Source organism: Mesorhizobium sp. WSM3626, from assembly GCF_000513935.1.
Classification (GTDB): Bacteria; Pseudomonadota; Alphaproteobacteria; order Rhizobiales; family Rhizobiaceae; genus Mesorhizobium; species Mesorhizobium salmacidum.
The window spans coordinates 42,045-54,668 of record NZ_AZUY01000042.1 but is presented as its reverse complement, the minus strand read 5'-3'; the positions used below and the strand labels follow the sequence as shown (position 1 = coordinate 54,668).

Below are 12,624 nucleotides of genomic sequence, written 5' to 3'. Positions count from 1 at the left end.
GCCGACAAGGGCTATGACGCCGACCATTTGCTTGAAAAGATCGCAGAAATAGGCGCCGACGTCGTCATCCCGCCCAAGCGCAATCGAAAACATCAGCGTCCCTACGACGCTGATCTCTACAAGGAGCGCAACATCATCGAGCGTTTCTTCAACAAACTNAAANAGTTCCGNCGCGTCGCAACACGATACGACAAGTTGCTNGCCAACTTCATNGGCTTTGTCAAACTTGCCGCTATCGCTATCTGGCTCAGGTAGTTAAATCGTCACTACGCCCTAGTGAACAGGACTTGCCTCGGAATGCGATGCATCACGCCCTCTCGTAGGTGCCGACAAGTTCGGCCTGTGCGATCACATGTGGCTTTGCCCGATCCAATATGTCGGCGACCTTGGCTTTCTCGCCACAATGCAGCGTTTCGACATCGAGGGCCGCGAGGCGGAAATGATAGTGATGGACACCGTGGCCCTCGGGTGGCTGCGGTCCATCGTAGCGCGGGTTGCCAAAATCATTGACGCCATGGCCAAAGCTTTCGGTCTTGGCGCCGGCCGTCGTACCCTCCGGCAAGCGGTCGCGTTCCGCAGGGATGTCGTAGATGCCCCAATGGCGGAAGATCCCGGTGGGAGCGTCGGGATCCTCCACGACCAAGAGGAAGCTTCGGGTGCCCTGAGGCGCTTCCTTCCAGGTCAGCGGGGGCGACAGGTTCTTCCCGTCACGCACATATTCATCCGGAATCCTGTCGCCGTCCCGGAAGGCCGGACTTTCAATCGAAAATGCCATGACGTTCACCTTAGTCGTGGTGATTTTTGAGCGTTCGCGTCGTCCTTGGATTTACTCGGAACGTCGGGGCCTGGAGCGAGTTCCAGTAGGTCGACAAAAGCTCCAGGCGGTGGCCTCTCGCGGCCAGCTTGGGATTGCCTCGAAGTCGGTCGAGGCGGAAACCACGCATTTTGGACTGAAGCTCATGACCGTTCGTCGAATTCACGAACATGATTGATCCTCCTGGTCAGAACCGCACATCCGCGTGGGAAGCTCCGCCAGTGCTCCCGCTGCCGACCCGTCCTCATTCCGGACATAAGAACTACCGCTCAGACAATTGTTTCATTGCTCCCGAAAATAGCGCGCCTAGAGACCAGTTTTGATGCTCCGCATAACCGCTTCTGCCGATCCGCGAGCACCTTTCCGCCGGCGAGACAGGCGCGCTCAGCGGCGGAACAATCTGGATTCTGCGGTGTTCGGTTCCCGCAAAAGCCGGAAGTGGGTGCACCGAATTGGGTGAACGATACAAATGGACTGGATCGATGAGGGTTGCCCAAGTCGCACCCTTAACAGAAAGCGTTCCCCCAAAACTCTATGGTGGTACCGAGCGGATCGTGTCGTACCTTGCCGAGGAGCTTGTCCGTCGTGGTCATGAGGTCACGCTTTTCGCAAGTGGGGATTCGCACACCTCGGCGCGGCTGGTAAAATGCTGCGACCGGGCCTTGAGGCTTGATCCGACCGTTTTGGATCCCATTCCTCATCACATTGTCATGCTCGATCGCGTTCGGCGGGTTGCCGACGAGTTTGATGTTATTCATTTTCACACTGATCTGTTGCAGTTCCCTCTGCTCAATACCCTCCAAACTCCTGCGCTCACGACCCTGCATGGACGTCTTGATCTTCCTGACCTGCATCCGTTCTATCAAAGCTTTCCCGACGTGCCGCTGGTATCGATATCTGAAGAACAACGTCGCCCGATGCCGCCCGTCAACTGGGCCGGAACAGTCTATAATGGACTACCGCGCGATCTACTGCCGATGACGATGCATCCCTCGGGCGATTATCTGGCGTTTCTCGGCCGTATTTCTCCGGAAAAAGGTCCAGAGACAGCGATCGAGATCGCCACGCGTGCTGGCATGACATTGAAGATCGCGGCCAAAATCGACAAGCAGGACAGGTTATTTTGGGAGAACGTAATCTCGCCCATGATCGCCACACATCCCAATGTGGAATTCCTCGGCGAAATAGATGAACACCACAAGGCTGATTTCCTTGGCAACGCCCAGGCACTGCTTTTTCCTATAAACTGGCCCGAGCCCTTTGGGTTGGTGATGATCGAAGCCATGGCATGCGGAACCCCCGTAATCGCGTTTGATCGAGGCGCGGTATCCGAGGTGATTGACCATGGGGTCTCGGGGTTTGTCGTAAGAACTGTCGACGAGGGAATTGAGGCGATAAGGTCGGCCGCCAATTTGGATCGGCGACGGATCCGCGCTGTTTTCGAAGAACGGTTCTCGGCCGAGCGTATGGCATTCGACTATGTGTCGATTTATGATCGCCTTGTCGCGCTATCATCAGGCGCTGCGATGGCTCGCGCCAGGGGCGCTCAAGTGTCAGCTGAAGTTAGAGGTCTCAGCGATGCAATCCGTGAGTGCTGAAGCGATCTCCCATGCACCTTTTCCCGGGGGATCTGGCGTTACGCATCTTGCCCAGCTTTTCGTTCCCTCACTGCAGGAGCGCCGGCCCCGAACACTCAAGCATGACGACATTTTCGGCGTCTTCGACCGTAACGGCGACGTCCTCTCAGGACCTGGTAGCCCGGACGGGATTTATTATCGCGACACACGCTATCTCTCGCATCTTGGTCTGACAATCAATGGCGCCAGGCCTATGCTGCTCAGTTCGACATTGCGCGACGACAATGCGACCTTGACTTGCGATTTAACCAATCCAGACATTTTCGATGCTGAAGGCGTTCGCGTGCTGAAGCACGACTTAATTCATCTCCGCCGGTCACGATTACTGTGGGGCGCCCGATGCTTCGAGCGGCTGGCTGTGCGCAATTTCGATGAAGTTCGGCATCGTCTCCAGCTTGAGCTGGTTTTCGCATCCGATTTCGCGGACCTGTTCGAAGTCCGGGGCACGCCGCGGCCCCAGCGCGGAGAGGATTGTCAACCGGACGTGGCCGGTAACCGGGTCGCACTTGCTTACGTGGGCTTGGATGGCGTGCGACGCGCTACCATTTTGTCCTTCGATCCCGTGCCGGCGACGCTCACCGGCGAACAGGCCACGTTTGTGATAGAACTCGCACCTCACGAGACACGTTCACTTTTCGTGGATGTCGGCTGTGACAAGGAGGAAATTGGCGACGAGTCGCCTCGCCGCACCTTTTTCATTGCGCTTCGCGATGCGCGGCGGGCGCTGCGTTATTCCACGTCGAAGGCCGCCGTCATAACGACCTCCAACGAAATCTTTGATGAGGCGGTGCACCGAAGTGTGTCGGACCTCTACATGCTGATCACACAAACACCCGAGGGACCCTATCCCTATGCTGGCATTCCATGGTTCAGCACCGTGTTCGGGCGTGACGCTCTCATCACTGCCATGGAGATGCTTTGGCTGGACCCCTCGATAGCACGCGGCGTGCTCCTCTATCTCGCAGCCAATCAGGCAACCGAGCTGGATCATGTGTCGGATGCGGAACCTGGCAAAATCCTCCACGAGTTGCGGCACGGCGAAATGGCGGTGCTTCGGGAGGTGCCGTTCCGTCGATACTATGGCAGCGTCGACTCGACGCCCCTCTTCATCATGTTGGCAGGTGCCTATTTGGAGAGGACAAGCGATCTCGACACATTGCAGCGTCTGATGCCCAATATCGAAGCTGCTCTCGCTTGGATCGACGATTACGGTGACCGCGACAAAGACGGCTTCGTTGAGTACCAGCGGTTGACGCCCGATGGTTTGGCAAACCAGGGTTGGAAGGACAGCAGCGATTCTGTTTTTCACGCGGACGGAATGCTTGCGAAGGGATCGATCGCACTCGCCGAGGTGCAGGCATACGTCTACGGAGCGTGGTGCGCGGCGGCCGCGATCTCTCGTCGGCTCGGCAATTTGGCGCGAGCCAACAAGCTCGAAGCCAAGGCATCGGACCTGCGCGATCGCTTCGACGTCTGCTTTTTCGACGAGCAACTCGGCACATATGTGCTTGCGCTCGACGGCGACAAGCGCCCCTGCAGGGTACGTTCGTCGAATGCCGGTCATACACTTTTCACCGGTCTCGCGCGTGCCGAGCGAGCAAAGGCTGTGGTGCAGAATCTCACGGAGCGCGCCTTTTTTACGGGCTGGGGTATCAGAACCATCGCAGCGACAGAGGCCCGCTACAATCCAATGAGCTATCACAATGGCTCAGTCTGGCCCCACGACAACGCGCTGATCGCCGCCGGTTTCGCTCGCTATGGCTTCCGACATGAAGCTGCAAAGATATTCGAAGGTCTGTTCGCCGCCTCGACATATCTCGATCTGCGCCGGTTGCCAGAACTATTCTGCGGCTTCCCGCGCCAAAGTGCCCAAGCACCGACCTTCTATCCGGTCGCATGCAATCCCCAGGCGTGGGCGGCAGCTGCGCCATTGCTTTTCGTGCAAGCCTGCCTCGGCCTCGAATTCGATCCGAAATCGCAGTTTGTCATTTTTGACGCCCCTGTCTTGCCGAACTTCCTGGACCAAATCGTCCTGAGGCGGCTTTCTCTGGGTACCGGATCGGTGGACGTGGCGCTCCGTCGTACCGGCTCTCAGGTAGTCGTTGACGTCCTTGGCCGCACTGGATCGACTAGAGTCGTGACGAAGAGCTGACCAACGGCCTCTCACCAGGCCCCTCTCGCTCAACTCACGATGTCGGAGGCTTCGGGAACTAGCCGTCTGGAGCGGCGGCGGTTTTGTTCATTTCTGAACGGGCCCGGCAAGAATTCCGGACCCGCCTTCATTACCGCCTCAGCTTGTCAGTTTCTCTGTCCAATCAGCTCTTGATTTCGATGCGCTTGACCTGCGATTGCGCCTTCTCCGTCTTGGGCAAGGCCACGGTCAGCACGCCGTTCTTGAAGCGGGCTTCGACCTGGTCTCCGCGGACTTCATACCCGAGCGGAATGCGGCGCTCGAAGCGGCCGTAGTAGCGCTCCGAGAACTGCCTGTCCTTGTCTTCGGTTTCGGATTGCTTTTCGCCCTTGAGCGTCAGCACACCGTCTTCGAGCAGTACCTCGATGTCCTTCTCCTCCAACCCAGGCACCTCGGCGGTGACCTTTATCTGTTTCTCGCTGTCTGAGATCTCGACGCTCGGCCAATTTCGGCCGAACGCGGTCCTGCCGAACGGCGGCATGCCTGTGCCGAAGCCGCGGAAAACATCGTCGAACAGCCTGTTCACTTCTCGATGCAGCGACAGGAACGGGTCGCGCTCACCGTCGCGGAAAAGGCTGGGGGCCCGGTCGCCATTGCCGCGGCCCCAAGGAATCAGATCACGGACACTCATGATTTTCTCCTTTCGGTCGTTCGGTGACAAAGTCATCCCGACGGTGCCGGGCATTGCCCGGCACCGTGCGGAGATTTCAGGCGACCTTCTTCTCGGCCTCGATCTGCTTCGTCGCGCCCTTGGGCAGCGTCGTGTCGGCTGCGATCTCGATCTTGCGCGGCTTCATCTCTTCAGGAATCTCGCGCTTGAGATCGATCGTCAGCAGACCATTGACCAGGGCAGCCCCGACGACCTTGACGTGGTCGGCCAGTTCGAAGCGACGCTGGAAGGCACGCCCGGCGATGCCGCGATGCAGGTACTGGCTGTTGTCGCCGCCCTTATCGTCGCCAGTCTTCTGACCAGACACCACGAGCATGTTCTGCTCCTGGGTGAGGGTCAGTTCGTCCTGCGAGAAGCCGGCCACCGCCATCGTAATGCGGTAATCGTCCTCGCTTGTCTTGGCGATGTCATAGGGAGGCCAGTTGTCGATCGTTTCGATGCGGCTGGCGGCATCCAGAGCGTTCAACATCCGGTCGAAGCCGATGCTCGATCGGAACAGGGGAGAAAAGTCGAAAGCGGTTCTCATAACTATATCCTCCATTGAGCAACATAGGAGGAGCGCCAAGGAAGCGGCGCCCCTTGACTTGCCGACCCGTTGGGCGTCGGCGAAATCGATTTGGTAATTCGCCTTTTTTCCGTCAAGAGCTGTTCGTTAAAATTTGTTCCCTCGGAACGGCAGATGGTTCGCGGGCGTTGATCCTGAATCACCCCGGAGGAAATCGTACATGCGCACGGCTTTGACAAAGGACGACGTGACTTCAGTGCTCGGTCCAATCGAGGAGGCTACCGTCGCGGAAATCATTGCAACCGGCGCCTCCGCCGAGGAGCTTCGCGAAGCCTGGGCGTGGCTCAATGAAGACGAGGCGTTGATGAGCGAAGGACGGCCGCTGCCCGGGACCCGCGTGGCCGCCTTGATCGGCCTGCTGGAGCCGGATGACGAGGAATAAGGGATCCGAAGCGTGCGATGAAGCCATCGATGGTGGATCAGGAGCGCCCGGTACAGGTTGTAGCGGGACGAAACGGCACAATGCGGGAGCATTCACGTTTCCGGCCTACGAAAAAATTCCGCCGGCCGAAATCGGAGATTGGCAATCGATCGGATCCGCGCATTGTCAGCGATCAATTTCGCCGAAGACGATATCGAGGGATCCGATGATTGCGGCGACATCGGCGATCATGTGACCCCTGGATAGGAAATCCATCGCCTGCAGGTGGGCAAAGGACGGCGCACGTATCTTGCATCGATAGGGAACATTGCTTCCGTTCGAAACCAGATAGACGCCAAATTCCCCTTTCGGCGCTTCGACGGCGGCGTATACTTCTCCTGCCGGCACACGAAGGCCTTCGGTATAAAGTTTGAAATGGTGGATGGTCGCTTCCATCGATCGCTTCATCTTGGCGCGCGGTGGCGGTGTGATCTTCTGGTTCGGAATCGCCACAGGCCCTTGGCCTTCGGGTGCGCGCAGCTTTTCCAGGCATTGCTTCATGATCCGGACCGACTGGCGCATTTCCTCCATGCGAACCAGGTAACGATCGTAACAGTCTCCGTTCTTGCCGACGGGAATATCGAAATCCATCTCGGGATAGCATTCGTATGGCTGTGCCTTGCGCAGGTCCCATGGCGCCCCGGATCCGCGTACCATCACGCCGGAGAAGCCCCAGGCCCAGGCGTCATCGAGGCCAATCGCGCCGACATCGACATTGCGTTGCTTGAAAATACGATTGTTGGTGAGCAGGCCGTCAAGATTGTCGCAGACCTTGAGGAACGGGTCGCAAAAATCCCAGATGTCGTCAAGAAGCGCGGCAGGCAGGTCCTGGTGCACGCCTCCAATCCTGAAATAATTCGCATGCATACGGGCGCCGGAGGCGCGCTCGTAGAAGACCATCAACTTCTCACGCTCCGCGAAACCCCAGAGCGGCGGCGTCAGGGCGCCTATGTCCATGGCCTGGGTCGTGACGTTGAGGAGATGCGACAGAAGCCGGCCGATTTCGCAAAACAGGACGCGGAGAAGTTGCCCACGCCTTGGCACCGATATTTGGAGCAATTTCTCGGCGGCGAGGCAGAAGGCATGCTCCTGATTCATCGGCGCGACGTAATCCAACCGGTCGAAATAAGGCAGGGCCTGCAGATAGTTCTTGTACTCTATGAGCTTTTCAGTGCCGCGATGGAGCAGGCCGATATGTGGATCGGCACGGTCGACGATCTCGCCGTCCAGTTCCAGCACCAACCGCAGAACCCCGTGGGCCGACGGATGCTGCGGTCCGAAATTGATGGTGAAGTTGCGAACAGCGGCTTCGGCCATGGCGGCCCTCGGCGATATCTGCGTTTCATTGCTTCACGGCGCGACCGCATCGTTCGGGGTGCCGATCAGGTTGTGGTCTGGATGATCAGGGTCAGCGTGCCATCGCCATCGATGTTGGCGGCCACGACCTGTGAAGAGTTGAGTCCGTTCGCCCTCAGCGCCGTTGTTGCCTGAGGCGATGCATCGATGGAGTTCTGCAGCCGCAGGAGATCTTCCGCAGTGGTCTGGGTAATCACGGCTTCCGCCTGCGCTTTGATTTCCGCAGGCAGATCCTCGACGGCGACAACGGCAATATTGGTGAAATTCTGGTCAGCAGCCCCTTGCCCGGGCTGCGGTATCTGGTCCGGCTGGGGCTCCAAGGGTGTCATCTGAGGAACAGGCGTTATCCGGGGAACCTGCGGGTTGATGGCTTGCCCGTAGAGGGACTGCGTGACGGCCGCTCCGGAAAGCGCGGCAACTATCATCAACATCCGCATCGTCGTTCCCTGGATTATTTCGAAACGTCGAAGACAACCCGTGTGCCGGGCGATGGTTCCGTACGCATGACGGCCGCTGGGCAATTTCAGTCGTTTCCAAGTGTTCAATCGTTTCCGCTTGCTGCCAATTTGGCCTTGCTCGGGCGCCAAGCCGCTCCAGTTAAATCCAGCGAACCGAGGCTGGAGACTGGGTGATGGACAACAAGACCGCCGCAACGACGCAGGTGATCAGCCTCGAACGGATCGACCTCATGAACCGCTACTGGCGCGCCGCGAATTACATCTCGGTTGGCCAGATCTATCTGCTCGACAATCCGCTGCTGCGCCAACCCTTGAAGGCCGAGCATGTGAAGCCGCGACTGCTTGGCCATTGGGGCACGACGCCGGGGCTCAATTTCGTCTACCTGCATCTCAACCGGATTATCCGCGAGCGTGATCTCGATGTGCTGTTTATCTGCGGCCCAGGGCATGGCGGTCCGGCAATGGTCGCCAACACCTGGCTCGAGGGCACCTATAGCGAGATCTACCCCGATATTGGCCAAGGCGAAGACGGCCTGAGAAAACTGTTCCGGCAGTTTTCCTTTCCAGGTGGAGTGCCAAGTCACGTGGCGCCAGAAACACCCGGCTCCATTCATGAGGGTGGAGAGCTCGGATATGCGCTGGTCCATGCTTTCGGCGCCGCATTCGACAATCCGGATCTGACAGTCGCCTGCATCGTCGGCGACGGCGAAGCCGAGACCGGTCCACTCGCCGCGGCGTGGCATTCAAACAAGTTCCTGAACCCGGCGTCGGACGGCGCCGTCCTGCCGATCCTGCACCTCAACGGCTACAAGATCGCCAGCCCGACGATCCTCGGCCGCATGGACGACGAGGAGCTGCGCGACCTCTTCACCGGCTACGGCTACGAACCGTTCTTTGTCGAAGGCCATGAGCCGGTTGCCATGCACCAGGCGATGGCCGGGACGCTCGACACGGTGCTCGATCGGATCCATTCCATTCAAGAGCAGGCCCGACGTTCAGGATGGCATGGCGAACGCCCACGATGGCCGATGATCGTCCTGCGCAGCCCCAAGGGCTGGACTGGGCCGAAAGAGGTCGATGGCGAAAAAGTCGAGGGTTTCTGGCGCTCGCACCAAGTTCCGGTATCGAACGCCCGCGGCAATGACGAGCACCGCAAGATCCTCGAAACCTGGATGCGAAGCTACGAACCGGAACAACTGTTCGATAAGGATGGATATCTGCTGCCGGAACTCGCGGCCCTTGCCCCAGCTGGAACAAGGCGCATGGGCGCAACTCCATACGCCAATGGCGGGCTGTTGAAGCGCGACCTTGTGCTACCGGACTGGAAAAGCCTGGCACTCGAAGTGCCTCGGCCCGGGGGCGTCATTGCCGAAGCGACACGGACTTGCGGTGGCTATCTTCGCGAGGTCTTTCGACTTAACGCCAAAGCGCGGAATTTCCGGCTGGTGGGACCGGACGAGACGTCTTCCAATCGCCTTGACGCAGTGTTCGAGGCCACGGATCGGATATGGATGGAGCGCATCGAACCTTACGACGTCCATCTTTCCCGCGACGGCCGCGTCATGGAAGTGCTGAGCGAGCATCTCTGCCAGGGATGGCTGGAAGGTTATCTGCTCACCGGCCGACACGGTCTGTTCTCATGCTATGAGGCGTTCATTCACATCGTCGATTCCATGGTCAACCAGCATGCCAAATGGTTGAAAACTTCTGGCGAGCTTGCCTGGCGCAAGCCGATCGCCTCGCTCAATTACCTGCTGACCTCTCATGTATGGCGGCAGGATCACAATGGCTTCAGCCATCAGGATCCGGGTTTTGCCGACTTTGTCGCCAACAAGAAGGCTGACACGGTCAGGCTCTATTTCCCGCCGGATGCCAACACGCTGCTGTGGATTACCGACCATTGCCTGAGAACCTACAACCGCATCAATGTCATCACCGCCGGCAAGCAGCGGGCGCCGCAATGGCTGTCCATCGAAGACGCTGAAGCGCACTGCAAGGCCGGCGCTGGCATCTGGGAATGGGCCGGCACGGTTTCGAAAGGCGAGGAGCCGGATGTGGTGCTGGCCTGTGCCGGCGATGTTCCGACGCTGGAAACGCTGGCTGCGACGGACCTTCTTCGCTCCGCAATTCCCGATCTGAAAATCCGCGTCGTCAATGTCGTCGACCTGATGACGTTGCAGTCGAACACCGAACATCCTCACGGCCTCACCGACCAGACTTTCGATGCGCTGTTCACGAAGACAAGGCCGGTCATCTTCGCTTATCATGGCTATCCCTATCTCATCCATCGCCTGACCTACCGTCGTGCCAACCATGACAACATGCATGTGCACGGCTTTCGCGAGGAGGGCACCACGACGACGCCGTTCGACATGGTGGTGCTCAACGAACTCGATCGCTACCACCTCGCACTTGCCGCGATCGCACGCGTGCCGGGCTTGGCGGAAAGGGCGGAAAGCCTTGCCGTGGACCTTGAGGGCAGGCTGGCAAGGCACAAGGCCTATGTCCGCGAGTACGGCGAAGACATGCCCGAGATCCAGAAATGGAGTTGGCCGGCTGCGAGCGGGGGAAAGGCTGGTCGATGAGCCAATCGATCCTGGCGCTGAATGCCGGCTCGTCCAGTGTCAAGTTCGCCCTATACGATCTTGCCTTGCCAGACGGCCAGCAGCTCGTTTCGCGCGGCACTCTGGATTTGGGCGACGCGCCCAGGCTCACGGCGAAAGCGGCCGATGGAACAGTGCAATGCGACAGGCAGTTCACCGCGGACGATCCGCATGGGGCGGGCATAGGCGAAATACTGAGTTTGGTGCAGGGGGAACTTGGTGGAAGAAAACTGATCTGCGCCGGCCACCGTATCGTGCATGGCGGAAAGGAGTTCAGCAAACCTGTCCGTCTGACGCCCGCCACCATCGACGCACTGGACAGGCTGACCGCACTCGCGCCTTTGCACCAGCCTCGCAGTATCGCGCCGGTTCGCGCGATAGCTGCATTGCAGCCGGATCTGCCACAGGTCGGATGTTTCGACACCGCGTTCCACCAGACGATCGATCCGCTGGTGCGGCGCTTTGCCATTCCGCAAGAATATGAACGGGAGGGACTGCGGCGCTACGGATTTCATGGCCTCTCCTACGAATATATTGCTGGGCGGCTGAGCAAGATATCGCCCGCGCTCGCGGCGAAGCGGACAATCGTCGCTCATCTCGGAAACGGGGCAAGCCTCTGCGCTCTGCGCGAGGGCAAAAGCGTCGATACGACAATGGGCTTTTCGGCACTGGATGGTCTTGTCATGGGCACTCGGTGCGGCGTCATCGACCCCGGCGTGCTGTTGTACCTCCTGCTGGAGAGAGGCATGGCAGCGGACGAGTTGCAGACAATGCTCTATGAGAAATCCGGACTGCTCGGGGTATCCGGCATTTCGGGCGACATGCGCACGCTGGAGGCAAGCAGCGATCCTCGCGCCCACGAGGCAATTGAGCTTTTCGCCTTCCGTGCCGCGAGGGAAGCAGCCGCGCTCGCAAACACCATGGGTGGTCTCGAATGTCTCGTATTCACCGCCGGCATCGGCGAACGCTCATCGTCCATCCGCAAGACGATATGCGAGAAATTGACTTGGCTCGGCATGGCGCTCAACGAGGCGGCCAATGACATCCACGCAGAGATCATAAGCCGTCCCGAGAGCAAGGTGGAAGTGCGCGTGGTTGCAACTGACGAGGAGAACGTCATCGCGCGCCACAGCCGCGCGGTGATGCAGGTCTAAGGACCCGCGACTCAGTTGCGCGAGCTGGAGTCCTGTTCAACCTTGGTTGCGCTCGAGTGAACGTCCGGCCGATCCATCCGAAAGGTCAGGTAAGAAGTCATTCTTTTGAAGCGTCGGGAAAGCGCACCACCAATTTTTGCTCCGCCGCCGCCCAGGAATGTAGATGGTAGCGCCGCAGCAAAAGGATGCTCGCGCCGAATATCAACAGACCCACGATCACGCTGAGCGGGATCGCCGGGCCAATCACCGATGTCACGACCACGCTGGAAAAAACCCCGGCGATGGCACTGCTGATCACGCTCACCATTCCTGCGGCAGTCACGAAGAACTGCCATGGCGAAGATCTAAGACCCTCGTCGACGCGCACGGCCGACTGATCGTCATGAGTGGAATGGATCAGATAGTACTCCATGACGGGCGCATGCTCGACGTAATAATGCCTTATCCGGGCCATCCCGCGCGCATGCACCATATCCTCGATGGCGACTTGCACCGCACGCACGAAAGTGACCAAACCCAGGAAATAAAGGCAAGGGAGCAAAATCAGGCTGAACAGCACGAACGGCCCTCCCATGCGGGTGACCTGGGCGACGAAGCCGAGGGCGATCGCGGCGCTCGAAACAGTGGTCAGGAACAGGTTCGCGCGCTGGCTCGCTTCCTGAATCGTGGCCGCCCGTGCGGTCTGCAGAACAAAATGCTCTGTGGTCATGATCTGCAGGATTTGGGGATCGCTTTCATCCACCTTCGCCACCGTA

The 12,624-nt window shown here is 59.0% G+C and carries 13 protein-coding genes; 7 read left to right on the top strand and 6 right to left on the bottom strand.

Annotated elements, in window-relative coordinates; all coding sequences use genetic code 11:
- Window positions 1-255: transposase (locus M653_RS0124230; protein ID WP_027145657.1), on the top strand; the 255-nt coding region annotated here is incomplete at its 5' end.
- 52 nt (window positions 256-307) lie between these two features.
- Here the strand turns inward: M653_RS0124230 and M653_RS0124225 are convergent.
- Window positions 308-775 carry a YbhB/YbcL family Raf kinase inhibitor-like protein gene (locus M653_RS0124225; protein ID WP_027145656.1) on the bottom strand — a complete coding sequence of 156 codons (468 nt, stop codon included), beginning with the start codon at window positions 773-775 and terminating at the stop codon, window positions 308-310.
- Between M653_RS0124225 and M653_RS1000000136885 the strand changes: the two genes are divergently transcribed.
- From M653_RS1000000136885 to M653_RS0124215, 3 genes are all read left to right on the top strand, one after another.
- Window positions 774-992 carry a hypothetical protein gene (locus tag M653_RS1000000136885; RefSeq protein ID WP_156938256.1) on the top strand — a complete coding sequence of 73 codons (219 nt, stop codon included), beginning with the start codon at window positions 774-776 and terminating at the stop codon, window positions 990-992. The genes M653_RS0124225 and M653_RS1000000136885 overlap by 2 nt on opposite strands.
- 304 nt (window positions 993-1,296) lie before the next feature.
- Window positions 1,297-2,412, top strand: coding sequence for a glycosyltransferase family 4 protein (locus M653_RS01000000133345; RefSeq protein ID WP_032935948.1), 1,116 nt, complete (start codon window positions 1,297-1,299; stop codon window positions 2,410-2,412).
- Entirely contained in the window at window positions 2,393-4,603 is a 2,211-nt protein-coding gene (locus M653_RS0124215) for an amylo-alpha-1,6-glucosidase (protein ID WP_084636830.1), read from the top strand. Before M653_RS01000000133345 ends, M653_RS0124215 begins: the two co-directional genes overlap by 20 nt.
- A gap of 163 nt (window positions 4,604-4,766) precedes the next feature.
- Here M653_RS0124215 and M653_RS0124210 read toward each other — a convergent pair whose 3' ends face one another.
- Window positions 4,767-5,273, bottom strand: a complete 507-nt coding sequence (locus M653_RS0124210; protein ID WP_027145654.1) for an Hsp20/alpha crystallin family protein — start codon at window positions 5,271-5,273, stop codon at window positions 4,767-4,769.
- Window positions 5,274-5,349: 76 nt separating this feature from the next.
- Window positions 5,350-5,838, bottom strand: coding sequence for an Hsp20 family protein (locus M653_RS0124205; protein WP_027145653.1), 489 nt, complete (start codon window positions 5,836-5,838; stop codon window positions 5,350-5,352).
- Between the two features lie 199 nt (window positions 5,839-6,037).
- Between M653_RS0124205 and M653_RS0124200 the strand changes: the two genes are divergently transcribed.
- A complete protein-coding gene (locus M653_RS0124200; RefSeq protein WP_027145652.1) occupies window positions 6,038-6,259 on the top strand; it encodes a hypothetical protein in 222 nt (73 codons plus the stop codon).
- Between the two features lie 165 nt (window positions 6,260-6,424).
- On the opposite strand, the gene M653_RS0124195 is transcribed toward M653_RS0124200, so the two are convergent.
- Both M653_RS0124195 and M653_RS0124190 read right to left on the bottom strand, forming a co-directional pair.
- Window positions 6,425-7,615, bottom strand: a complete 1,191-nt coding sequence (locus tag M653_RS0124195; protein ID WP_027145651.1) for an NADH-quinone oxidoreductase subunit D — start codon at window positions 7,613-7,615, stop codon at window positions 6,425-6,427.
- 65 nt (window positions 7,616-7,680) lie between these two features.
- A complete protein-coding gene (locus tag M653_RS0124190; protein WP_245262297.1) occupies window positions 7,681-8,241 on the bottom strand; it encodes a hypothetical protein in 561 nt (186 codons plus the stop codon).
- Window positions 8,242-8,285: 44 nt separating this feature from the next.
- On the opposite strand from M653_RS0124190, the gene M653_RS0124185 reads away from it, so the two are divergent.
- Together M653_RS0124185 and M653_RS0124180 are read left to right on the top strand one after the other, a co-directional pair.
- The gene (locus M653_RS0124185) at window positions 8,286-10,697 is read left to right on the top strand and encodes a phosphoketolase family protein (protein ID WP_027145649.1); all 2,412 of its coding nucleotides are present in this window, start codon (window positions 8,286-8,288) and stop codon (window positions 10,695-10,697) included.
- The gene (locus tag M653_RS0124180) at window positions 10,694-11,869 is read left to right on the top strand and encodes an acetate/propionate family kinase (RefSeq protein WP_027145648.1); all 1,176 of its coding nucleotides are present in this window, start codon (window positions 10,694-10,696) and stop codon (window positions 11,867-11,869) included. The genes M653_RS0124185 and M653_RS0124180 overlap by 4 nt, the downstream gene beginning before the upstream one ends.
- A 97-nt stretch (window positions 11,870-11,966) precedes the next feature.
- Here M653_RS0124180 and M653_RS0124175 read toward each other — a convergent pair whose 3' ends face one another.
- Window positions 11,967-12,620 carry a hypothetical protein gene (locus M653_RS0124175; RefSeq protein WP_027145647.1) on the bottom strand — a complete coding sequence of 218 codons (654 nt, stop codon included), beginning with the start codon at window positions 12,618-12,620 and terminating at the stop codon, window positions 11,967-11,969.
- Window positions 12,621-12,624 lie beyond the last annotated feature (4 nt).